At 59.3% G+C, this 21,637-nt stretch carries 20 protein-coding genes; 11 read left to right on the top strand and 9 right to left on the bottom strand.

The window, feature by feature from the left end; genetic code table 11:
- Positions 1 to 64: 64 nt before the first annotated feature.
- The gene (locus J1N02_RS30500; RefSeq protein WP_027605723.1) at positions 65 to 814 is read right to left on the bottom strand and encodes an SDR family NAD(P)-dependent oxidoreductase; all 750 of its coding nucleotides are present in this window, start codon (positions 812 to 814) and stop codon (positions 65 to 67) included.
- Between the two features lie 191 nt (positions 815 to 1,005).
- Here J1N02_RS30500 and J1N02_RS30495 point away from each other — a divergent pair, with 191 nt between their 5' ends.
- Positions 1,006 to 1,923, top strand: a complete 918-nt coding sequence (locus tag J1N02_RS30495) for a LysR substrate-binding domain-containing protein (protein ID WP_027605724.1) — start codon at positions 1,006 to 1,008, stop codon at positions 1,921 to 1,923.
- Positions 1,924 to 1,985: 62 nt separating this feature from the next.
- Here J1N02_RS30495 and J1N02_RS30490 read toward each other — a convergent pair whose 3' ends face one another.
- From J1N02_RS30490 to J1N02_RS30475, 4 genes are all read right to left on the bottom strand, one after another.
- The gene (locus tag J1N02_RS30490; protein ID WP_421148212.1) at positions 1,986 to 2,618 is read right to left on the bottom strand and encodes a LysE family translocator; all 633 of its coding nucleotides are present in this window, start codon (positions 2,616 to 2,618) and stop codon (positions 1,986 to 1,988) included.
- Positions 2,619 to 2,801: 183 nt separating this feature from the next.
- On the bottom strand, positions 2,802 to 3,110 hold the full coding sequence (locus J1N02_RS30485) for a YciI family protein (protein WP_027605726.1): 309 nt from the start codon (positions 3,108 to 3,110) through the stop codon (positions 2,802 to 2,804).
- A 27-nt stretch (positions 3,111 to 3,137) separates the two neighbouring features.
- A complete protein-coding gene (locus J1N02_RS30480) occupies positions 3,138 to 3,767 on the bottom strand; it encodes an FMN-dependent NADH-azoreductase (RefSeq protein WP_405125860.1) in 630 nt (209 codons plus the stop codon).
- 58 nt (positions 3,768 to 3,825) lie between these two features.
- The gene (locus J1N02_RS30475) at positions 3,826 to 4,530 is read right to left on the bottom strand and encodes an alpha/beta fold hydrolase (protein WP_092358100.1); all 705 of its coding nucleotides are present in this window, start codon (positions 4,528 to 4,530) and stop codon (positions 3,826 to 3,828) included.
- Positions 4,531 to 4,773: 243 nt separating this feature from the next.
- Between J1N02_RS30475 and J1N02_RS30470 the strand changes: the two genes are divergently transcribed.
- Positions 4,774 to 5,814, top strand: a complete 1,041-nt coding sequence (locus J1N02_RS30470; protein ID WP_027605729.1) for a GlxA family transcriptional regulator — start codon at positions 4,774 to 4,776, stop codon at positions 5,812 to 5,814.
- 106 nt (positions 5,815 to 5,920) lie between these two features.
- Here J1N02_RS30470 and J1N02_RS30465 read toward each other — a convergent pair whose 3' ends face one another.
- Complete coding sequence (locus tag J1N02_RS30465) at positions 5,921 to 6,562, bottom strand: TetR/AcrR family transcriptional regulator (protein WP_027605730.1); 642 nt, start codon at positions 6,560 to 6,562, stop codon at positions 5,921 to 5,923.
- Positions 6,563 to 6,669: 107 nt separating this feature from the next.
- Between J1N02_RS30465 and J1N02_RS30460 the strand changes: the two genes are divergently transcribed.
- The 4 genes from J1N02_RS30460 to J1N02_RS30445 all read left to right on the top strand — a co-directional run bounded on the left by J1N02_RS30460 (position 6,670) and on the right by J1N02_RS30445 (position 10,942).
- Entirely contained in the window at positions 6,670 to 7,563 is an 894-nt protein-coding gene (locus J1N02_RS30460; protein ID WP_421148211.1) for an NAD(P)/FAD-dependent oxidoreductase, read from the top strand.
- A gap of 104 nt (positions 7,564 to 7,667) precedes the next feature.
- Complete coding sequence (locus tag J1N02_RS30455; protein ID WP_421148210.1) at positions 7,668 to 8,531, top strand: class I SAM-dependent methyltransferase; 864 nt, start codon at positions 7,668 to 7,670, stop codon at positions 8,529 to 8,531.
- A 131-nt stretch (positions 8,532 to 8,662) separates the two neighbouring features.
- Positions 8,663 to 9,283 (top strand): TetR/AcrR family transcriptional regulator, encoded by a 621-nt coding sequence (locus J1N02_RS30450; RefSeq protein ID WP_368960816.1) that lies wholly within the window; start codon positions 8,663 to 8,665, stop codon positions 9,281 to 9,283.
- A gap of 387 nt (positions 9,284 to 9,670) precedes the next feature.
- Positions 9,671 to 10,942, top strand: a complete 1,272-nt coding sequence (locus tag J1N02_RS30445) for an OmpP1/FadL family transporter (protein ID WP_368960814.1) — start codon at positions 9,671 to 9,673, stop codon at positions 10,940 to 10,942.
- A 71-nt stretch (positions 10,943 to 11,013) separates the two neighbouring features.
- On the opposite strand, the gene J1N02_RS30440 is transcribed toward J1N02_RS30445, so the two are convergent.
- Entirely contained in the window at positions 11,014 to 11,799 is a 786-nt protein-coding gene (locus J1N02_RS30440) for an SDR family NAD(P)-dependent oxidoreductase (RefSeq protein ID WP_421148295.1), read from the bottom strand.
- 41 nt (positions 11,800 to 11,840) lie between these two features.
- Positions 11,841 to 13,298: an efflux transporter outer membrane subunit gene (locus J1N02_RS30435; protein WP_421148209.1), complete on the bottom strand. Its 1,458-nt coding sequence runs from the start codon at positions 13,296 to 13,298 to the stop codon at positions 11,841 to 11,843.
- A gap of 300 nt (positions 13,299 to 13,598) precedes the next feature.
- On the opposite strand from J1N02_RS30435, the gene J1N02_RS30430 reads away from it, so the two are divergent.
- From J1N02_RS30430 to J1N02_RS30410, 5 genes are all read left to right on the top strand, one after another.
- Positions 13,599 to 14,708, top strand: coding sequence for an efflux RND transporter periplasmic adaptor subunit (locus J1N02_RS30430; protein WP_421148208.1), 1,110 nt, complete (start codon positions 13,599 to 13,601; stop codon positions 14,706 to 14,708).
- A complete protein-coding gene (locus J1N02_RS30425) occupies positions 14,705 to 17,794 on the top strand; it encodes an efflux RND transporter permease subunit (RefSeq protein ID WP_421148207.1) in 3,090 nt (1,029 codons plus the stop codon). Before J1N02_RS30430 ends, J1N02_RS30425 begins: the two co-directional genes overlap by 4 nt.
- 181 nt (positions 17,795 to 17,975) lie before the next feature.
- Entirely contained in the window at positions 17,976 to 18,881 is a 906-nt protein-coding gene (gcvA, locus tag J1N02_RS30420) for a transcriptional regulator GcvA (RefSeq protein WP_092485540.1), read from the top strand.
- A gap of 74 nt (positions 18,882 to 18,955) precedes the next feature.
- Positions 18,956 to 19,783, top strand: coding sequence for an EamA family transporter (locus tag J1N02_RS30415; RefSeq protein ID WP_421148206.1), 828 nt, complete (start codon positions 18,956 to 18,958; stop codon positions 19,781 to 19,783).
- Positions 19,784 to 19,812: 29 nt separating this feature from the next.
- On the top strand, positions 19,813 to 20,574 hold the full coding sequence (locus J1N02_RS30410; protein WP_065948722.1) for an SDR family oxidoreductase: 762 nt from the start codon (positions 19,813 to 19,815) through the stop codon (positions 20,572 to 20,574).
- Between the two features lie 21 nt (positions 20,575 to 20,595).
- Here the strand turns inward: J1N02_RS30410 and J1N02_RS30405 are convergent, their stop codons facing one another.
- On the bottom strand, positions 20,596 to 21,564 hold the full coding sequence (locus J1N02_RS30405) for an AraC family transcriptional regulator (RefSeq protein ID WP_108574434.1): 969 nt from the start codon (positions 21,562 to 21,564) through the stop codon (positions 20,596 to 20,598).
- Positions 21,565 to 21,637 lie beyond the last annotated feature (73 nt).

The raw sequence follows: 21,637 nt of genomic DNA, 5'->3' as shown, positions 1-21,637 counted from the left end.
GGGCTTGAAGCCCGACGTATCTTCGATCCAGAACTTAATGGACAGCGGGTGCTGGCACCTGTGGTCAGTGGATCAACATGCCGCCGTTGACATCCAGGGTGATGCCGGTGAGATAGGAGGACAAGTCGCTGGCGAGAAACAGCGCCGCATTGGCAACATCCTGCGCGGCACCAAGCCGACCCAGGGGGATGCTTTCGATGATTGCGTGGCGGCGCTCATCCTGCATCAGGCCCCCGGTGATGTCGGTATGGATCAGGCCTGGCGCAATGGCGTTGACGCGAATGTTGTCCGCGCCGAATTCGCGGGCCATGGCCTTGCCCAGTCCGAGCACGCCGGCCTTGGCGGCGCTGTAGTGCGGGCCGCCGAAAATGCCGCCGCCGCGCTGGGCCGATACGGATGACATGCAGACGATGCTGCCCGAAGCCTGGGCGCGCATCACCGGAATCACCGCCTGGGACATCAACAGCGTGCCGCGCAGGCTGACATCCAGGACCTTGTCGTAATCGCTCGGGCGAATGTCCAGGGTCTTGATGGGCTGGGTGATGCCGGCATTGTTGACGAGTATGTCGATACGGCCGTAGTGCTCCAGCACCTTGGCGACCGCTGCCTGGACTTGTTGCTCATCGGCCACGTTGGCAGCCAGGCCCAGGTGGCCTTCGCCGAGGGTGGCCGCGGCGTCACGGGCGGCGGACTCGTCGAGATCCAGGATGACAACGCGGGCGCCGTGTTGGGCGAAGGTGAGCGCGGTTGCGCGGCCGATGCCGCGTGCGGATGCGGCGCCAGTAATAATCGCGACTTTGCCTTGAAGAAGCATGAGGGATACCTCTGATTGTTTTTATGGTTCGATTCAGCGATCGATGGCTCAGAGTGGTCCCCGTCGACGGGCCGAGCAATAACGCAAACCTCACTGCTACATGAATAAAATTCAGCACTCGTCAATGTGGACCGCAAATGCTTGAATGGCACAATCCGCCCGCGACCCAAAAAACAATAGGCTGAATACCGATGCGCCAGGACGATATCCCCACCTCCAATCTGCCACCGCTGAGAGCCATTCAGGCCTTCGAGCAGACAGCCCGTTTCGGCAACCTGGCAAGGGCCGCCGAAGTGCTCGACCTCACACCGTCAGCGATCAGCCATCAACTGGCCAAGCTGGAGGTGATGATTGGTCGACAGTTGTTTGTGCGGGCAGCGCGTGGGGTGACCCTGACGCCAGTGGGTGAGCAGTACTTGAAGGATATTTCCGGTCTGTTGCAGAGCCTTGAGGTCGCCACCGAGCGCGCCGCGAGTGACGTCAGCCTGGATTGCCTGCGGCTGCATTCGGCCCCCAGCTTTGGCTTGCTCTGGCTGATGCCGCGGTTGGAGTCGTTTCGCGCGAGCAATCCGGACATCCAGATCAATTTGTCGTGTTCCTATGAGTCGCTGCATTTCAGCCAGGACAAGATCGATGTGGATATTCGTCACGGCCGGCCTAATTGGCCCAGCTATGAAGTGCGCACCGTACGCAACGAAAGTTTCGCGGTGCTGGCCTCGCCCAAGCTGATCGCGCGCTGCGCGGTAGAAAACGCCGCGGATCTCCTGGCACAAGAGCTGATCCTTTCCGAAGCAACCTTGCTCAGGTGGCCTGAGTGGTTCGCCCAGCATGGCCTGGCGCGCCCCGAAAAGCCCTACGCCTTGAGTTTCGACCGTTCCTACATGAGCCTGGAAGCCGCGAGCCACGGCCTGGGGTTCGCCCTTGAAAGCACGCTGCTGGCGCAAAAATACCTGGCCAACGGTTCGCTGGTTGAAGTCGCCCCCGAAGCGTTGAGCGCTGCGGTCGCCGCCCACCATTTAGTGTTCCCGAAGGCGCACTCCAGTTTTCCCAGGGTCAGGCGGTTCTTGGGGTGGATGGAGGTGGAGTTAGGGCATAGCTTTGTGTTCTAGCGCTGTGGTTTTCCAAAGGGAATGACCGTTATTTGTCCAACGACTATCCTGGGCAAGACGGTTTAGAAGACGTTAGAGAGTACAAGAAAAACACCAATGGACAGCAGCAACGCCCCTGCGACTCGGTTGATCCACACACCAATGCGTGGATTATTACCTAACTTAAGGCCAATCTGTCGTCCACAGAGCGCAAGGGGCAGCTCTACTAAAATCATGACCACTACCAGGACGACACCGAGATAAAGCATCGAAAGTGCTTTATGACTTGCGTGCTGTGGAATGAATTGCGGCATGAATGAGAGGGTGAACATCATCGCCTTCGGGTTGAACAAGTTGGTCATCAACCCGCGTCGGTAGACGGGCCAGAAAGTTGCCCTGATTCCGCCCTGGACCTGTGTCACCGATTGACCGGAGCGGAGCAGGCCCACACCCAGCGAGGAGAGGTATGCCGCGCCTGCTATTACCAACAGGCCATACAACAGTGGAGACGCGGCGATCAGGGCCGCCACACCCGCTATCGCCAGAAGCACATAACAAAACGCGCCACTCGCCACGCCAAGAATTGCAGCCATACCCCCGCGGGCACCATTACTGATCGAATTAGACAGGATGTAGATCATGTCCGCTCCGGGCGTGATCATTAGAATCGCCACTGACGTAGCAAATAGAACCAAGGTCGTGAAAGAAATATCCATGGGGAGTTCCAGATCAATCAGAGGTGAATGATGAGGAACGCTTCTACATAGCGTATAGAATCGGATTACTCATCGAATCGCGGTGGTGCAGGCAAGCCAAAGATTGGTGTGAAGAGTCGACAAAGTTGGTATTTCTGGACCCCTCGTCTAAAGCAGCCTGTTGTTTCCAAACTCACCGGTCATTTATACAGACTGCGCATTCTCGGCCCAGCGTGCTGCGAAATCCGTCGAGCGAATTGCCGGGTCGCACTCAATTATGTCGAGGCTTACAAGCCTGTGGGCAACAAAAGGATCCTCGGCCATTATTTTCTGAATGTCTGACAACTGATGGGCGTGGGCAAGAATGAATCCGCCACTCTTATCCATGAGCGGGCCGGCGAAAAGCACATGTGCCGATCCGATGTATTTGATCAGCCAGCCCTTGTGCGCATCCAGATGCTCCCGAATCTGTTCGGCAGAACTGGTGTAGGTCAACTTTATGGCGTAAAGCATCCGTTAATCTCCTGGCTTTAATGGTTATTAGTAGGCGGCTGACAAGTGTGCCACTGCCGAGGTAATGGCGTTTTTGGCCAGCTTTACGCCGTTATCGCGAACCTGCTCGCCTTTAGAGGCGCCTTCGGCACGAACGAATTCGATATCGTCAATTCCCAGAAAGCCAAAAAACGCTTTCAGGTAACTTTCCTGAAAGTCCATGTTCTGAAAAGGACCTTCAGCGTAAAAACCTCCGCGCGCCGATGCCACGATGACGCGCTTCCCGCCGCATAAACCAACAGGGCCGCGTTCGGTATATTTGAACGTGCGCCCCACCTGCGCGACTCTGTCTAACCAAGCCTTCAACTGAGTCGAAACGCTGAAGTTGTACATTGGCGCACCGATTACGAGCACTTCGCTCGCGAGAAACTCGGTCACCAGCGTTTCCGAGAGTTGATGCTCCAATAAAATTTCTGCCGAAAAATCACTGTTTCCCATTTGTCGAAACCCTGCGGCAATTGAGCCACTCAGGTGTCTCACTTCTTGGTCGGCGAGGTCGCGGCGCTGCACGTGGGCACCAGGATTACTGGCTTGAATGTGCGCAACGATGGAGGCGGTAAGATCTCGGGTGATGGAATCTTTGCCCATGATGCTGGAGTCAATATGGAGCACTTTCATTCTTGATTTCCTCGGGAGTGGAAAAGCGTTGTTATCAACGTTGTTTGTGGGCAGAGGCTCATCTTTCCGATTCGCTGGCAGCACGGTCGATGAATTTGGCTACTGCATCGGGCTGAGAAATCAATGACAGGTGGCTGGATCGAATAGACAAGGTTCTGGCGCCAATCTGGCGCGCAATGGTTTGCTGTACCGGGTAGGGAAGTGCCTGGTCATCGATTGTTTGCAAGTACCAACTTGGCTTGTCATGCCAGGCCGCATGCTTGACCTTTGCGGCGAAACAGACGGCGGCAATTGGCTGCTGCACTGATGACAGAAACCGTGCGTTTGACATCGCCAGGTCTGCGCCCATCACGTGATGAAATTGCGCTGGGTCATCCAGCCAAAGCAGCCCATCCGCATCCGGGCTGAGGCCCGTCATTGGCGCCTTCAACCGCGCCAAGAGATCCGCAGCAGACTCACCACTGTCGGGCACGAGCGCGGATAGATAGACCAGGCCTTTTACATTACTGGCGTTGCCAGCCTGTGTTATCACCGCGCCAGCCCACGAGTGTCCCACCAGCAGTACATCGCCCTTTTGCCTGCGCAGAACGCGCTCCGTGGCGATTACGTCATCACTCAATGACGTCAATGGATTCTGGACAGCGGTGACGTGATAGCCCATCGCAGTCAATCGCTCCATCACTGCCGACCAACTCGAGCCATCTGCGAAAGCACCATGTACCAGCACGATATTAGGCACGGGGTGTGCGGTTGTTGCCGCCATGGCGGAGCCTCCAGATATCAGCAGGAACGCTCCCACTGTGAAAGTGAGTCGACCTGACCACCTTAGAAACGCCCACAAACGTGCTTTTGCGCAGTGAACATTTAGGTGCAATAGCTTTTTCATGCAGGCCGTCTCTACAGTTTGTGCTGCAAGTCTAGGGAGACTCTGCTAAAACCGTGAGGGCTCGGATCGGCCATATTTCATGCAAAACTCGCCATCTTGATCTTTAAACAGGGAATTACCATGCGCATTGCCATCGTTGCTTTAGAGGGCAGCCTGATGTCTGCGATTACCGGGCTGGCTGATTTGTTCTGGATGACCAATCAGGCGTTGAGGTCTCCACCGGCGGGGTTGCCATCGGCCTTAAAGGCCCACGTCTGCGACGAGTTTGAGACGATCATAGTCAGTGCCGATGGCAACGCAGTGCGAGACCCGCAAGGGCGGGTGATCCCCGTTGATACAACATTTGAAAATGTCGGGCCTTGCGACGCTGTACTTGTTACCGGGATGGCACTCGGGGCTGATCGGCTGCCACCTGGCTCTGAATCCCTCACGCGAGCTGCACAGTGGATTAAAGCCAATCACCAACAGGGAGCACTGGTGGGTGCGGCGTGTGCCGGCACATTTGTGCTGGGCGAGGCAGGCCTGTTGAACCGTCGGCGCTGTACTACAACGTGGTGGCTCCACCATGTTTTCAAACAGCGATTTCCCAAGGCGCTGGTTGCATGGGGTTCCGCAGTAGAGTCCCAGGATCGCATCGTGACTACCGGCGGGCCTTTGTCGTGGATTGATTTGGCGCTTTATGTGATCCGGAGCCTGGCAGGCGCGGAGGTAGCGAAATTAACGGCTGATATTTCTGTGACCGATAGCTTGCCATTGCCCCAGTCCGTCTACGCGCCCCGAGGATTCATTAACAATGCCGATCCCCTGCTGCTGGAAACCGAGCAAATCATTCGACACGGAAATCCTGGCCTGACCGCTGCGGGGCTGGCCAAGGCGTTGAATGTGAGCGAGCGAACTTTACACAGACGCTTCAAGAACCTCACAAATGAATCGCCTAAAGAACTCATCACCCGCGTGAGAATAGAGACGGCCTGTGTACTGCTACAGATACCAGGGGCCAGCGTTAAACAGGTAGCCCTTAATTGTGGCTATAACGAGGACACGTCATTTCGTCGTTCTTTTATACAACTGACGGGGATGACTCCCGCGGATTATAAGCGTTGGTCGAAAGGGCGCGCCTTGGTCGATATCGAAGCTGAGAGTTCTTCGGTGTTCAGCTAAGCCATGGGGCCATGCAGATGTTTGGCCTGCTGGCTCGAATAGATCAGGTGATAGCTGCCAAGGCCCGGACGGCGGCTCAGGCCAAGCTGCCTGGAGCAATGAATGCTTATCCACCAGCGCGGTCGTTGCCACCATGCGCGGCGATGAACAGGGTGACGGCCGATCGGCAATAGGATTCGATTTCATCCTCTGCTCTTGCCTCATCGAAGCGGGCGATCATCAGGAGATCGGAGCCTTTGAAAAGCGCGGCAAACAAGCGGGCGGACCCCAGAGGATCGGGCACGTTCAGCACCGCCTTCCCGTGCAACTGACGCAACAGGGCCTCGATCTGGGCGATGACATAGGCGGGGCCGGCTTCGTAATGGAGCTTGCTTAACGACGTTTGATTCGTCTTGTCGACCATGATCATGGCTTCGACACTGCGCACATCCGGGCTCAACAACGTGCGAAGCAGGAATGTTCCCACCGCCATGAGCTGATCTGCCGCCGAACCGTCGACGCCTTCAATAAGGGTCTGTGGTGCAAACTGATGGCAGTGGGCCGCGATGGCCGCGCTGTACAGCGCTTCCTTGTTCTCAAAGTGCCGATAGATGCTGAGCTTGGATATCTTCGCCCGCTGGGCGACCTTGTCCATTGTCGTCGCTTGAAAACCCAATTCCACAAAAAGTTCGCACGCGGCGTCGACTATCGTTTGGCCAAGCGCCTCGTTGGCGGGCCGGCCGCGCCGACCCTGGTTGTGTTCAGTCATACATATTCCAGTACTTGACAGTATTCTAATTCTTGAATTAGGGTACTTCAAAGTATCTTAAAAATGCAAGCCGATCTCCCTTCATCCACAACGCGGAGCCCATCACCATGAATGACGTCATCATCATCGGCGGCAGCTTTGCCGGTCTTGCTGCAGCCCTGCAGCTCGGTCGTGCCCGGCGCAAGGTCACCGTTCTCGATACCGGCCTCCCACGCAACCGCTTCGCCGGCCACTCCCACGGCCTGCTCGGCCACGATCATAAGCCACCGCTGGAGATCCTGGCCGAGGCGCGGCGGCAGCTGGCGCGCTATCCCACGGTCAGGTTGGTCACTGCCCGTGCCGAGAGCATCTCCGGCGCCATCGACGATTTCTGCGTCCTCACTGGCGATGGCGAAAGCCTCAGGGCGCGCCGCCTGATCCTGAGCTATGGCGTCGTTGACCAGATGCCTGATGTTCCGGGCTATGCCGAAAACTGGGGCACCTCCATCGTGCCTTGCCCCTATTGCGACGGCTTTGAAGTCGCCGGCCAGCATTGGGGCCTCGTCTGGTCCGGCCCGCAATCGATGAATCAGGTCAGGCTGTTCCACGATTGGACCGACACGTTGACGGTCTTCACCAATGGGCATGACCTTCCACCCGACATCCAGGCCGATCTGGCGCGACGTGGCATCTCTGTCGTCAATGGCCGGATCACCGAAATCGACCATGCCGAGAACCATAATGCCACCGTCAGGCTCAACGCCGGCCCACCTGTCGCGGTCGACATTCTGTTTGCGCATCCGCGCAACAAGCCGTCTGCGCGCCTGCATGAGTCGCTGGGCCTCGCCACGGTGGATACGCCCCAGGGCATAGCCCTGAAGGTCGACGAGCGTCGCGAAACCAGCGTGCCCGGCATCTATGCCGCCGGCGACCTGGCAAACCCCCTTATGGCCTCGGTCACCCTGGCAATATCGCACGGCGCGACGGCGGGTATCTCCGCCCAACAGTCGATGCTGGTTTGAGGACAATTCGGTTGTCGCAGGCTTCTGGAACACGGGTCTCAGAAGGTCGCCGTTCCCGGCTTTTGCACGGCCTGGTTAAAAACGAATCAAAACGAGGAGATGTCATGACAGAGCAAAATGCCTATCAGGTTGCCGACTGGAATGGCCAAAGCGGAGAATACTGGGCCGCCAACCAGGCCCGGCTCGACGCCATGTTTGCGGTATTCGGCCAGGCCGCGATCGAAGCCGCCGCGCCAGCCACGGGCGAACGCGTGCTTGACATCGGTTGCGGCGCGGGCGCGTCGAGCCTGGCTCTGGCCGCCCGCGTCGGCGCGGGTGGTCATGTGCTGGGTGTGGACATATCCGAACCGCTGATCGGCCGCGCGCGTGCGCTGGCGCCACAGGATACGCCGGCCCGGTTCCGGGTAGCCGATGCCAGCAGCGCCGAGTTGCCCGAGGGCGCGTTTGACCTCCTGTTTTCGCGTTTCGGGGTGATGTTCTTCGACGATCCGACAGGGGCGTTCGCCCATATGCGACGCGCGCTCCGGCCGGGCGGGCGGGTCGCTTTCGTCTGCTGGCGCGGTGTGGCCGAGAATGATTGGGTGCGCCTGCCGATGGGCGCGCTCAAGGGCATCCTCCCGCTGACCGCCCGGCCCGATCCCGAAGCGCCCGGCCCATTTTCGTTTGGCGACCGGGAGCGCGTGGCACGCATCCTGACAGCGGCCGGCTTCACCGATATCGCCAGCACGCCCTTCGATGCTTCCATCCCGTTCGGCGAGGGCGTGACGCGGGACGCGGCGATCGACGACGCGGTGAAGATGGCATTCGAGGGGGGCCCGCTGGCGCTTGTGCTCGCTGATCAGCCCGACGCCATCCGAGCCCGCGCCTGGGCCGCGGTTCGCGCCGCCTTCGCGGGCCTCCCCGGCGAGCGGTCGGTGATGATCGACGGCGCGACGTGGATCGTCATGGCACGCAATCCGGCAAGCTGACAGGGGAGGTGTTTGGCCTTCCGCGTAGAGACAATTGACCTGAAACCAACCCTGATCATTGCGAGCTTGTGACAAAAGTATAATTTGGTCACTCGTTGTCAAGCGCTTTTCGGATGCGTAAGCTAGCTCGCATGAACAAGACATCCATAGCTTCCCCCAGCATCCGTGGCCCAGCCGATCATGAGATCCGGAATCAGATCGTCGTGGCGGCCAATCAGCACTTCAGTCAATACGGCTATAGCAAAACCACGGTTTCCGACCTGGCGAAAGCGATCGGGTTTTCCAAGGCGTACATCTACAAGTTTTTTGATTCCAAGCAGGCGATTGGTGAGGCTATCTGTGGCAATTGCCTGGCGGAAATCATCGCGGCCGTAGAACAGGCCATCAATGTAGAGGACATTTCGCCGACCGAACGTTTTCGACGTTTGGTGAAAACGCTGATCGCTACCGGGGTGAATTTGTTCTTCAGTGATCGAAAGCTCTATGACATCGCCGCATTTGCAGCGTCTGAGAACTGGCCCTGCGCTCAGCAATATGACGCCTTGGTCAGGGGCTTCGTGTTGCAGATTGTGCGTGAAGGCCGAGAGATCGGCGAATTTGAACGCAAAACACCCTTGGACGAAACAGTCGATTCGATCCACCTTGCGCTGCGCCCTTTCGTCAATCCGTTGCTTTTGCAATACAACCTTGACTTCGTCGAGCTGGCTCCGGTCCTCACCTCCAATCTCATTCTGCGTAGCTTGATGCCGTGAGCCTGCGCTAATCATCTCTATCACTTTGCTCTGATATCAACGCTGAGATGATGGTGAATACCGATCCATGTGGACACCATTTTCCGGGGCGCGGTATTAACTCGAATCCGGGGCCTGATCCCCACATTCACAGCCATGTATCAAACCTCACCAGGTAACTGAGTGGATTATCCGCGCAGCATTTGCCGCCTAGCCACGCATGTTCATTTGTCGAATTGGTGACTATTGACATAAATGGTCACATGAATAAATATGCTGTACCTATCCTGGAGGAATCGCCGCGGCGCGCACGATCTTCGTCGCGCTGCGCAGCGGCCCCTCCCGGTAGCCCGCGCTCAGCGTGACGCTCTCTACCGCTTTATCCCGATGATCTATCGAGTCCTAATAATGAAAAAAATACTGCGCAGGACCCCGCTTGGCCTTGCTGTTGCCCTCTCGTCGACTCAACTGTTCGCGAGCGGTTTCGCTCTCAATGAACAAAGCATCAGTGGGATGGGCTCCGGATTTGCCGGCCGTTCTTCATCGGCAGAAGATGCGAGTACCGTCTTCGGTAATCCGGCCGGTATGTCTCGCTTGAAAAAAGAGCAGGCCAGCGTCGGGGCGGCAACGCTTTTCGCAAAAGCCCATATAAGCCAGACGCGCAGCACATTCGGGGGGCAGGAGGACGGGGACATGGTGCCGACCACCACAGTGCCCATGGGTTACTACGTCAAACCCATCGATGAGCACTGGGCGTTCGGTGTGGGTTTCTATGTGCCGTTTGGGCTAATGACCGATTATGGCGGTGGTTTCGCCGGCCGCTACTACGCCAACAAAAGTGAGGTCACAACCCTTACGTTTCAGCCCACCATCAGCTATGCGTTCAACGACAAGGTCTCCATCGGTTTCGGACCGACCATCAACCGTATCAGTGGTGAGCTTTCCGGGATGGTGCTCAATCCACTCAGCCCGGGCCGCAATGACGGAAAACTCAAAAGCACCGGCGACGACACGGCGCTTGGATTTAACGCGGGTATTCTAGTGCAGGCGACAGATCGAACTCGGTTGGGTCTGACCTATCACTCCAAGGTCAGCTACCGGCTGGATGCCAAGACCAAGCTCACCGACGGTATCTTCAGTGTGCTGGGTGTAAGCGGTACGAGCTATGACGCGTCCTTGGATGTGGACACCCCGGAATCAGTCGATTTTTCCGTGACTCATCAACTCAACAATGACTGGACGCTCTACCTGGGGAGTACGTGGACGCGCTGGAGTCGCTTCAAGGAGTTGGTGTTCGAAAACAGTGGCTTGCCTGCGGCGTTGAGCGGAACGCTGAGTCGTATTACCGAGGAGCAGAACTGGCACGACACGTGGGCGCACGCTATCGGCACGGCGTATAAGCTGAACAATCAGTGGGTTCTTCGCGCCGGCTTCTCGGTTGACCAGTCCCCCGCCAACAACGTCAACCGTGGGCCGCGAATCCCTACCGGTGACCGGAAAGTCATCAGTGTCGGGGCAGGGTGGACGCCGGCGGAGAATGTCACGATCGATGTGGCGTATTCCTACCTATGGGAGGAAAGCGTACAGGTCAATGACGTATCCGCCTCAAGAGGCGCCTACAGCTCGAAGTATAAAAATAGCGCGAGCGGTTTGGGGACTTCTGTCAGCTATCGATTCTGACTCACTGCGGGGCCTGAGAGCGGATACCTAGTGGATCAGGTATCCGTCGTCGGGGGCATTGCCTGGCCCGCTCAAACACCCATTACCCGTGACATCAGGCCCTGGTGAAGTCGACGGGGTGTGGCCCAGGTCAAGACCGCAATAGCCTTGTTGCCAAAGCCCGGCACGACGCTCATGCGGCCTGCGTGCAACGCTTGTATCCCCGCTCGCACTACAGGCTCGGGTTGCATCATGACCCTCTTCAAGACCGGTGTTATCTTTTGTTTGGCACTTGCTGCAAACCCGGTATCCGACATGCCTGGACAAAGCGCCGTGACCACCACACCGTCTTTTTTGAGCTCACGATGCAGGGCGTCGGAGAATCTGAGTACGTAAGCCTTGGCGGCAGAGTAAACCGCAAAGTTCTTCACGCCCTGGTAGGACAGCAGGCTGGCTGTCATCAAGATATGCCCCTTGCGCCTGGCCCGCATATCCTCTGCAAACAGACGAGTGATGGCGGTCAGGCTGGCGACGTCCAGGTCGATCATCGCCAGGGAGCTTTCCAGGGGCTCATCCAGGAATGCTCCCTGCAAGCCGTAACCCGCATTGTTGATCAGGACATCGACCACCGTATTGCTGTCATGCAGGCGCCGATGCAGATCGATAATCACATTTATTGATGAAAGATCCGCTTGCTGCACCATCACGTCGACGTCGAAACGACTACGCAATTCGTCCGCGAGTGCTTCAAGCTCGTTCAGCCTGCGGGCTACCAGAATCAGCGATTTCCCTTTTGCGGCGTACTGTCGGGCAAATTCCTTGCCGAATCCGCTGGAGGCTCCAGTAATGAGCACCCATGAATTTTCTCTCACTGTCATCTTGCATACCCCTTGTTTTTGAATCTCGAAAAGCACCCGTGTCATCGGCTCGTCAGTCGGCTATCCGAGGGCTGCCAGCCGCCGCCCAGCGCCTTGAACGCGGCGACTGCCGCGCGTGCCGATTCGGTTTGTGCCTGCGCCCGAGCGTCGGAAGCCTGAAGCAGGGTCTCGTCAGCGTGCAGGACGTCAATCAAGCTGGCCGTGCCTTTCTCATAAGCAGTGAACGACGATTGGCGCGCTTGCGTCAAAGACGTCTCGCCTCCAATGAGGGTGGTTGCTTGGGCGTCCCGATTCACCAGTGAGGAGAGCGCGTTCTCGACATCCTCGGTGGCGCGCAGCACAGACTGACGGTACGCGGCCAGGGATTCGGCTTCCTGTCCCTTGGCTTGGTCGATTTGGGCGTTGATGCGCCCGAAGTCGAAGAGTCTCCAGCGCAGTCCCAGTACGCCCGACGATTGACTGGCGCCGCCGGAAAAAAGATTGCCTGCCGATACAGCCGTTGCACTCCCCAGTAATGCGCTCAGAGAGAACTTAGGGTAGTACTCGGCAATCGCCTCCCCGATGCGTGCGTTTGAGGCGGCAAGGCGGCGCTCGGCCACAATGAGGTCAGGCCTGCGGCGCAGTAAGTCGGCTGGCGTTCCCATGGTCTTTAACTGCGGCGCTGCCGGAATGCTTGCGACCATGGCAAGTTGCGTGCGATGAGTACCGGGTGGCGTGCCGAGCATGACATCGAGTGAATTCATGGCCGCATCCAGACCGGTCTGCAGCACCGGTACGGTGGCTTGGACCTGTGCTAAAGCCCCCTCGGTCTGACGAACCTCATAGCTGGCGGCAAGCCCCTTGCTGTAGAGCAATTGGACTTTCTCCAGCAGCCCCTGCTGGGTTTTGACTTGTCGATTCGCGATGTCCAGCCGAGCCTGCAATCCGCGGACAGTGATGTAGATATCCGCAGTCTGTGCGGCGATGGCCAATCGCGTGGCCGCGGCGCCAGCCTCGGACGCTTGGTACTCGGCCAGTGCCGCCTCGCGTCCGCGTCGCAGGCCGCCAAAGACATCCACTTCCCAGCTGGCATTGAGGTCGGCTTCGTAGGAACTGCCATAGCGATCATAGCCAGGGGTTGAGTTCAGCACCTGGCCGAGTGGCGTCTCGACTGATTGGTAGGCGCGGGCGGCCTGGCCGCTGATATTTCCCGAGGGCCATAAAGCGGCATTGGCGGCGCCTAGTCCTGCCCGCGCCTGCGCGACTCGTGCCTGGGCCTGCGCCAGATCGAGGTTCTGTTCAAGCGCCTTGGCGACGAAGTCGGCGAGCAGTGGATCACCGAAGCCCTCCCACCAGATGACGAGGCTGGCAGGCGTCGCCCCTGGTCTCTGCTCGACAGAAGACTGGCCCAGGTAACGGTCCGGGAGCGGGGCGTCCGGACGGCGATAGTCCGGACCGACCGCACAACCTGTCATCAAGCTGGCGCTGATCAAAAAAGCAGCGGGGCGGAGGGAGTGCATTGGGATTCCTTGAATCGAATATTGTTGGTGACCATAGTACTGTATGGTCACTCTCTGTCAATTGAGGCCCCTGGGCTAAATTCAGGTATGACTGAAAAATATCGTTCATCCCCGTCATGTGCTGCTTTGGAATATGCAGTCCTGCATCAACCTAGCCTTGTTGTAACGGGGTCATGAGCGATCGCGTAGTGGGGTGGTGCATCCTTCTGCGCCATTGGAGAGTTCGAATGTGACCGTTGACAATAATAGTCACTAGTCTGAATATGTGATCCCTGTTCTTTCTATTCAATAAGGGAACCTATGCTCCGGCTCCGACCCATCCCCATTGCAGCCTGCTTGTTGCCTCTCGTCCTGACGGCGTGTGGTGACTCATCCAACATTGACGATCCGCGCACGCAGGCTCCTCTGGTAAGGCCCGGAACGGTTGAGGGTTCCTCGGAGACATCACGTTCATTCACGGGAGTAGTGGCGGCCCGCGTGCAGGGCGATCTCGGCTTTCGGGTCTCCGGCAAGATCCTCGAGCGGCTGGTCGATACCGGCCAGAGCGTTAAACGCGGTCAGCCGCTTATGCGCCTTGACCCTATCGACCTGGGGTTGCAGGCGCGAGCACAGCAAGAGTCGGTCACCGCCGCCAGGGCCCGCGCCAGGCAGACAGCCGATGACGAGGCGCGATATCGCGACCTCGTCGCCGCAGGGGCTGTTTCTGCATCGGCCTACGACCAGGTCAAGGCCGCAGCGGATAGCGCAAAGGCGCAGCTCAGCGCCGCACAAGCCCAGGCCGATGTCGCCCGCAATGCTTCCGGCTACGCGGTGTTATTTGCGGATTCCGACGGGGTCGTGGTGGAGACACTCGCAGAGCCCGGGCAAGTCGTCAGCCCGGGGCAGCCCGTGGTTCGACTGGCCCGCGCAGGCCAGCGCGAAGCCATCGTGCATCTGCCCGAGACGTTGCGTCCTGCAGCCGGATCCAGCGCGCAAGCGACGCTTTACGGCAGTACCGCAGGGGCTGTTACAGCGAAGCTCAGGCTGCTTTCTGACTCTGCCGACCCAGTGACGCGCACGTTTGAGGCGCGGTATGTGCTTGAGGGCGCGCTGGCCAATGCCCCGATAGGTTCGACGGTCACGTTGCGGATCGCAGAAGGCGCCGCGCACGGGCAGGCGCTGCAAGTCCCCATCGCGGCCCTTTATGACCCAGGCAATGGCACCGGTGTGTGGGTGATCGCAGGCTCGCCGGCAAAGGTGAGCTGGCGTCCTGTTCAGGTGCTGGGATTGAGCGACGATGCCGCACGCGTGGCAGGCGATCTCAAGGTCGGTGAGCAGATCGTCGCGTTAGGCGCCCATCTGCTGCGCGATGGAGAAGACGTGAGAGTGCCCCAGCAGGATGAAGCCCATGTTGCCGGGAGTCATCCATGAGCGAAGGCCGCTTTAATATTTCGGCGATCGCCGTTCGTGAGCGATCCATTACGGTATTCCTGATCTTTCTGATCGCGGTTGCGGGCACCCTGGCGTTCTTCCAACTGGGGCGTGCGGAGGATCCACCGTTTACGGTCAAGCAGTTGACGGTCATTACTGCCTGGCCGGGGGCTACTGCGCAGGAAATGCAGGACCAGGTCGCAGAGCCACTTGAAAAACGCCTGCAGGAATTGAAATGGTACGACCGCTCGGAAACCTATACGCGGCCTGGTCTTGCTTTCACCATGGTGTCGTTGTTGGACCGCACGCCACCCTCACAGGTGCAGGAAGAGTTTTATCAGGCACGCAAAAAGCTCGACGACGAGGCCACCAAGCTACCGGCAGGGGTAATCGGGCCTTTGGTCAACGACGAGTATTCGGACGTGACGTTTGCGCTGTTCGCCCTCAAAGCCAAAGGCGAGCCGCAGCGGCTGCTGGTGCGTGATGCTGAGTCGTTGCGCCAGCAACTGCTGCATGTGCCGGGCGTGAAGAAGGTCAACATCATCGGTGAGCAGGCCGAGCGGATATTTGTTTCGTTCTCCCATGATCGGTTGGCCACCCTGGGCATTGCGCCTCAGGACATCTTTGCCGCGCTGAATAACCAGAACGTGCTCACGCCCGCCGGTTCGATTGAAACAAATGGGCCGCAGGTCTTCCTGCGCCTGGACGGCGCCTTCGATAAGCTGGAGAAGATTCGTGACACGCCGATTGTGGTTCAGGGGCGCACGCTCAAGCTCTCCGACGTGGCCACTGTCGAACGTGGCTATGAAGACCCGGCAACCTTTCTGGTGCGCAGTAACGGAGAAGAGGCCCTGCTGCTGGGGGTCATCATGCGCGAAGGCTGGAACGGCCTGGACCTGGGCAAGGCGCTGGACGCCGAGACGACCAAGATCAATGAAGGCATGCCACTGGGCATGACGCTGACCAAGGTGACCGATCAAGCCGTCAACATCGACTCGGCCGTTGGCGAGTTCATGGTCAAGTTTTTTGTCGCGCTGCTCGTGGTGATGCTTGTTTGCTTCCTCAGCATGGGCTGGCGTGTGGGCGTCGTGGTCGCAGCTGCCGTGCCATTGACACTGGCGATCGTGTTTGTGGTGATGGCGGCCACCGGAAAGAACTTTGACCGTATTACCCTCGGTTCATTGATCCTGGCGCTCGGGTTGCTGGTAGATGACGCCATCATCGCGATCGAAATGATGGTCGTGAAAATGGAGGAGGGCTACGACCGCATCAAAGCCTCCGCGTATGCCTGGAGTCATACGGCCGCGCCGATGCTCTCTGGCACACTGGTAACGGCGGTTGGCTTCATGCCCAACGGTTTCGCCCAGTCCACTGCCGGCGAGTACACCAGCAACATGTTCTGGATCGTGGGTATTGCTCTGATCGCTTCCTGGGTTGTCGCAGTGGCTTTCACCCCTTACCTGGGCGTGAAGTTGCTGCCAGACATCAAGCAGGTAGAGGGTGGGCATGCGGCTATCTACAATACCCCGCGCTACAACCGCTTCCGCCGGGTCCTGACCCGGGTCATCGAACTCAAGTGGCTGGTGGCTGGCACGGTTATCACGCTGTTTGTCGTGGCCGTCCTGGGCATGGGCCTGGTGAAGAAGCAGTTCTTCCCGACGTCAGACCGTCCCGAGGTGATGGTCGAGGTGCAAATGCCCTACGGAACCTCCATCGAGCAGACCAGCGCCACTGCGAAAAAGGTCGAGGCCTGGCTGCAAAAGCAGGAAGAGGCAAAAATCGTCACGGCCTATATCGGGCAGGGCGCGCCGCGTTTCTTCCTGGCGATGGCGCCAGAACTGCCGGATCCCTCGTTCGCCAAGATCGTGGTGCTGACGTCCAGCCAGGAGGCACGTGAAACCCTCAAGCTGCGTTTTCGCGAGGCGGTCGCTGCCGGGCTCGCCCCCGAGGCCCGTGTCAGGGCGACTCAAATTGTGTTTGGTCCGTATTCACCCTATCCCGTCGCCTACAGGGTAATGGGGCCTGACCCGACGAAGCTGCGCGAGATTGCGGGCCGTGTACAAGCGGTCATGCACGCGAGTCCGTTGATGAGGACGGTCAACAGCGACTGGGGCCCTCTGGCGCCGACTCTGCATTTCAGCCTGGATCAGGATCGCTTGCAGGCGGTTGGACTGACCTCCAGCGCCGTCGCCCAGCAGTTGCAATTCCTGCTGACGGGCGTGCCGATCACGTCGGTTCGTGAAGACATTCGTTCAGTGCAGGTGGTTGGCCGCGCCGCAGGCGATATACGTCTGGACCCTGCGCGGATTGAAGGGTTTACATTGGTGGGCGCCGCGGGCCAGCGGATCCCGCTGTCCCAGGTCGGAGAGGTGGATGTGCGCATGGAGGATCCGATCCTCAGGCGCCGTGACCGTACACCGACGATCACCGTGCGTGGCGATATTGACGAAGGCCTTCAACCACCGGACGTATCGGGTGTGATCATCAAGCAACTGCAGCCGATTATCGACACGCTCCCCGCCGGCTATCGGATCGAGCAAGCGGGTGCAATCGAGGAGTCGGGCAAGGCAGGCCAGGCGATCGTGCCGCTGGTTCCGATCATGATTGCGCTGACGCTGCTGATCATCATCGTCCAGGTGCGTTCGATCTCGGCAATGATCATGGTGTTTTTCACCGCACCGCTGGGACTTATTGGCGTGGTGCCGACGCTGCTGATATTTCATCAACCGTTTGGTATCAACGCCCTGGTTGGGCTGATCGCGCTGTCGGGCATCCTGATGCGCAACACGCTGATTCTGATCGGGCAGATCCATCACAACGCCCAGGAAGGCCTGGATCCCTTTCACGCCGTCATCGAAGCCACGGTACAGAGGGCTCGCCCGGTACTGCTGACGGCGATGGCGGCCATCCTGGCATTCATCCCGCTGACCCATTCTGTTTTTTGGGGCACGCTGGCCTACACACTGATCGGCGGTACTTTGGTCGGCACCATCATGACGTTGGTGTTCCTGCCGGCGATGTACGCCATCTGGTTCAAAATCCGCCCTGGCAACGCGAGCAAGGCTCAAGCAGTGCAACCTGCCTGAGCAAAGGGTGTTCGAGGGGAGGGCGCCGGCGTCCTCTCGTCGGTCAACTCGCCAAAGCGGCTGCTTCTGTAGGCGCGGACTGAACAAGGACGAGGATTCAAATGGGTACAGTGAAGTAAGCTGCTGCATGAGCTAACGTTCATGCATGCGCTTTTCCTATAACTCGCTGGATCCTGCCCCGATGAGAGACCTGCCGCCTACCGCGACCTTGCGCGCCTTTGAAGTTGCCACCCGCCACCCGACGTTTACTGCAGCCGCACAGGAACTGCATGTGACTCAAAGCGCGGTCAGCCACCAGCTCAAGCATCTTGAGGCGCTTTGGGGGCTGCCGTTGTTTGAACGTGGCAAGGCGTTACGCCTCACGGCAGCGGGGGCTGCGCTGGCGCCCATCGTGCGGGAGTTTTTCATCAGCCTGGAGGCGACTTTGGGTGACCTGCGCGAGCAAAAGGGCCGGGTTCGGCTCAGCGTCAGCACCACCTATTCCTTCGCGCTCAAATGGCTGCTGCCACGCTTGCCGCGCCTGTCTCGCCAGCACCCCGAGCTGCTGGTCTCGCTGGATACCACGGATAAAATCATCCACTTCTCTCACGGCCAGGCTGATGTTGCGATCAGGCTCGGCAAGGGCAATTACCCAGGCCTGCATTCGGAATTCCTGTTTGGGGAGCAGGTATTTCCCGTGGCCAGTCCCGAACTGCTGCGGCGCGTTGGCACGCCGCAAAGCCCGGCAGACTTGTTGCATTTCCCGCTCCTGACTCGGGATGGCGCCGAGTTGGTGCCAAAGTGGGAGGTGTGGTTTCAAGCCGTCGGGTTGGCCTATTTGCCGCTCCAGGAAAGCGTCAGGTTTGGCGATACCAACATGACGGTCGAGGCGGCTTTGCTCGGCCAGGGCGTTGCATTGGTGCGCAGCGGGCATGTCGAGAACGAAATCAGCGATGGCCGTTTGGTGCGGCTGTTCGACGTACCGCTTCCGTCGCCGCTTGCTTACTACTTCGTCTGCCCCAAGGGCATCGAATCCCAGCCGCACATCGCCAGCTTTCGCCAATGGCTGGTCAGCGAGGCACTGAAGGTCCAACGACCGGATGAGTGAGTCATGAGTCTCCGCTCATGCTGTGCTGAGGAGACTTCGCTTTAGCCCCGGCGCCGGATTGCCTACAGTGGGGCATGCCTACTCATCTCATCCTCCTCGTGCTTTTCGCCGCGCTCCTGCATGCCGGCTGGAATGCGCTGCTGCGTAGCGGCGCCGACCGGCTGTGGTCCATGACGGTGATGTGCATTGCCATCGCCATCGCCAGTGTCGTCGCAGCAGCGTTCATGGTGCCCCCCGCGATTGAAAGCTGGGGCTACGCGGTGCTGTCGGGGTTGCTGCATGTGGGCTACAACCTGTTTCTGGTGCGCAGTTACCGCGTCGGCGACCTGGGGCAGATCTATCCGATTTCACGTGGATCGTCGCCGGTGCTGATCACCTTGGGCGCAGCCGTGTTTGCCGGGGAAAGCATCACGCCTGGTGAGTTACTCGGTATTGCGTTGGTGTCCGGCGGGATTATTTCGCTGGCCTTCAGAGGGCGCAGTCTGTCGGTTCCCAGCCTGCCCTATGCGCTGGGGACGGGCGGCTTTATCGCGGCCTACAGCGTGGTCGACGGCATCGGCGCCAGGCTCTCCGGTGCGCCGCTTGCCTACACGGTGTGGATGTGCGCGCTGTGGGGCGTGCTGATGCCGGTGGTCTACCTCGGCCTGCGCGACACCCGCAGCTTGTTCCGCGTCCGGCCTGGAACAGTGACCGCGTTGGTCGGCGGGCTGGTCTCTTTGCTCGCCTATGGAATGGTCATTTACGCCATGAACGAAGCGCCACTGGGCGCGGTATCCGCATTGCGCGAAACCAGCGTGCTGTTTGCGGCGTTGATCGGCTATGTGTTCCTCGGCGAGACGCTTACCGCACGCCGGATACTGGCATGCGTAGTGATCGCCAGCGGCACCCTCATCATCGGCTGATACAGCCAACGGCTCAGGAGCAATGTCTAATGGTCAACGTCTCGCAGGCACCGCTGATTCTAATCACAGGTGGAAGTCGTGGAGTGGGGGCGGCAACCGCCCGGCTGGCCGCCGAAAGAGGTTATGACGTCGCGATCAGCTACGTTGCCAACCAGTCCGCAGCGCTGGCGGTGGTGGCGGATGTAGAAGCATTGGGGCGCCGGGCGTTGGCGATGCGAGCCGACAGTGCGGACCCGCAACAGGTGGCCGATATGTTCGCGGCCATCGACCGCACCTTCGGTCGTATCGACGTACTGGTCAATAACGCCGGGATGCTCGCACCTCAGTCACGCCTGGAGGCCCTCGGCTTCGAGCGGATGCAGCGCATCTTTGCGGTCAATGCCATCGGGCCGATACTCTGTGCCCAGCAGGCGGTGAAGCGCATGTCTTACCGCTACAACGGCCCGGGCGGGGTGGTGATCAATGTCTCTTCGGCGTCGGCACGCCTTGGCAGCCCCAATGAGTACGTCGACTATGCGGCGTCAAAGGGCGCGCTGGAGACGTTCACCATCGGGTTTGCCAAGGAGGTGGCCCGGGAAGGCATACGCGTTAACTGTATTCGCCCCGGACATATCTATACCGACATGCATGCCAGTGGCGGTGAGCCGGGGCGGGTGGATCGTGTCAAGGATTCGATCCCCATGGGGCGGGGCGGTCAGCCGGAGGAAGTGGCGCGCGCGATTCTATGGCTGGCGAGCGCGGAGGCATCCTTCGTTACCGGTACATTCCTCGACGTAACGGGGGGTAAATGAGTCAGAGGCACAGATCATCGACTAGCTGCGTTCGGCTTGCCTCACCTTGCGACTCAAACCCGGTGTCTGGCCCGTAATGCGCTTGAATGCACGACTGAAAGCGGCCTGGGAGGTATAGCCCAGACGTTGCGCCACCTCTTCAATCGGCAGCCTTTCGAGCGTCAGCCACTGGCTTGCCAGCCGCATTCGCAGTTCGGTGACATAGCGCAGCGGGGTCATGCCAATCGTCACCTGAAAGCGGTCCGCGAAGACCGAGCGCGAGGTATTGCAGTGCTCGGCCAGCTGCGCAACAGTCCAGTCGCGGCCCGGTTGTTGATGGAGCGCCAGCAGTGCACCGGCCAAGCGCGGATCGCGCAAGGCGGCGACCAGGCCAGAGGCATTCCCGCAGGCGCACTCCACCCACCCGCGAACGACCATGGCGGCCACCACGTCGGCCAACCGCGCGAGGATACCGGCGAAGCCGATACGCGCGGCGCCGACCTCGCGCTCCATGGTGGTCAGGATCGGCACCAGTCCGGGGTAACGCTGGCCGCCGGCATCAATCAGCATCAGTCCCGGCATCAGCCGACCAAGACCATGGATGCTGCCCAGTTCGAACTCCATGCAACCACTGAACAAAATAGTGCTCGGCGTGGGGCTGGCATCGATTCCGGTATTCACCGCGCTAACGGTGTCACCCAAGGGCGCGCCGTCCAGACGCTCGATGTCTTCAACAGGCACGTCCGAATGGGACGACAGTTGATGGGCTGCGCCATGGGAGATGAACACAGCGTTGCCGGCAGACAGCGCGTAGGTGCTGCCGTCCTCCATTCGCAGTAACGCATTGCCGACGGCCATGAAGTGGAACCAGGCGTGCCCAGGTTTTTCCGCGAAGCCCAAACCGAAGGTCGGACCCGCCTGGATACGCCGGTATTCGACGCCACGCAGGCGCATGCCGCGCAACAGCTCGTTGATGAGATCCGAGGAGAGAGCAAACTGATCTGCAGGCATCGTTCAGGTGTTTTAGTCAAAAAGTAGAGACTTTGGATCATAGATCATCCAGTTTTCCGCGCCTAGACTCGGC

The sequence above is a fragment of the Pseudomonas sp. NFX5 genome, assembly GCF_049132125.1.
Classification (GTDB): Bacteria; Pseudomonadota; Gammaproteobacteria; order Pseudomonadales; family Pseudomonadaceae; genus Aquipseudomonas; species Aquipseudomonas marginalis.
Note: the sequence above shows the minus strand (reverse complement) of the source record. Positions and strands in the feature narration are given on the sequence as shown.

Coding starts and splice junctions, on each gene's coding strand:
- J1N02_RS30500 (WP_027605723.1), bottom strand. CDS start 814: ATGCTTCTTCAAGGCAAAGTCGCGATTATTACTGGCGCCGCATCCGCA.
- J1N02_RS30495 (WP_027605724.1), top strand. CDS start 1,006: ATGCGCCAGGACGATATCCCCACCTCCAATCTGCCACCGCTGAGAGCC.
- J1N02_RS30490 (WP_421148212.1), bottom strand. CDS start 2,618: ATGGATATTTCTTTCACGACCTTGGTTCTATTTGCTACGTCAGTGGCG.
- J1N02_RS30485 (WP_027605726.1), bottom strand. CDS start 3,110: ATGCTTTACGCCATAAAGTTGACCTACACCAGTTCTGCCGAACAGATT.
- J1N02_RS30480 (WP_405125860.1), bottom strand. CDS start 3,767: ATGAAAGTGCTCCATATTGACTCCAGCATCATGGGCAAAGATTCCATC.
- J1N02_RS30475 (WP_092358100.1), bottom strand. CDS start 4,530: ATGGCGGCAACAACCGCACACCCCGTGCCTAATATCGTGCTGGTACAT.
- J1N02_RS30470 (WP_027605729.1), top strand. CDS start 4,774: ATGCGCATTGCCATCGTTGCTTTAGAGGGCAGCCTGATGTCTGCGATT.
- J1N02_RS30465 (WP_027605730.1), bottom strand. CDS start 6,562: ATGACTGAACACAACCAGGGTCGGCGCGGCCGGCCCGCCAACGAGGCG.
- J1N02_RS30460 (WP_421148211.1), top strand. CDS start 6,670: ATGAATGACGTCATCATCATCGGCGGCAGCTTTGCCGGTCTTGCTGCA.
- J1N02_RS30455 (WP_421148210.1), top strand. CDS start 7,668: ATGACAGAGCAAAATGCCTATCAGGTTGCCGACTGGAATGGCCAAAGC.
- J1N02_RS30450 (WP_368960816.1), top strand. CDS start 8,663: ATGAACAAGACATCCATAGCTTCCCCCAGCATCCGTGGCCCAGCCGAT.
- J1N02_RS30445 (WP_368960814.1), top strand. CDS start 9,671: ATGAAAAAAATACTGCGCAGGACCCCGCTTGGCCTTGCTGTTGCCCTC.
- J1N02_RS30440 (WP_421148295.1), bottom strand. CDS start 11,799: ATGACAGTGAGAGAAAATTCATGGGTGCTCATTACTGGAGCCTCCAGC.
- J1N02_RS30435 (WP_421148209.1), bottom strand. CDS start 13,298: ATGCACTCCCTCCGCCCCGCTGCTTTTTTGATCAGCGCCAGCTTGATG.
- J1N02_RS30430 (WP_421148208.1), top strand. CDS start 13,599: ATGCTCCGGCTCCGACCCATCCCCATTGCAGCCTGCTTGTTGCCTCTC.
- J1N02_RS30425 (WP_421148207.1), top strand. CDS start 14,705: ATGAGCGAAGGCCGCTTTAATATTTCGGCGATCGCCGTTCGTGAGCGA.
- gcvA (WP_092485540.1), top strand. CDS start 17,976: ATGAGAGACCTGCCGCCTACCGCGACCTTGCGCGCCTTTGAAGTTGCC.
- J1N02_RS30415 (WP_421148206.1), top strand. CDS start 18,956: ATGCCTACTCATCTCATCCTCCTCGTGCTTTTCGCCGCGCTCCTGCAT.
- J1N02_RS30410 (WP_065948722.1), top strand. CDS start 19,813: ATGGTCAACGTCTCGCAGGCACCGCTGATTCTAATCACAGGTGGAAGT.
- J1N02_RS30405 (WP_108574434.1), bottom strand. CDS start 21,564: ATGCCTGCAGATCAGTTTGCTCTCTCCTCGGATCTCATCAACGAGCTG.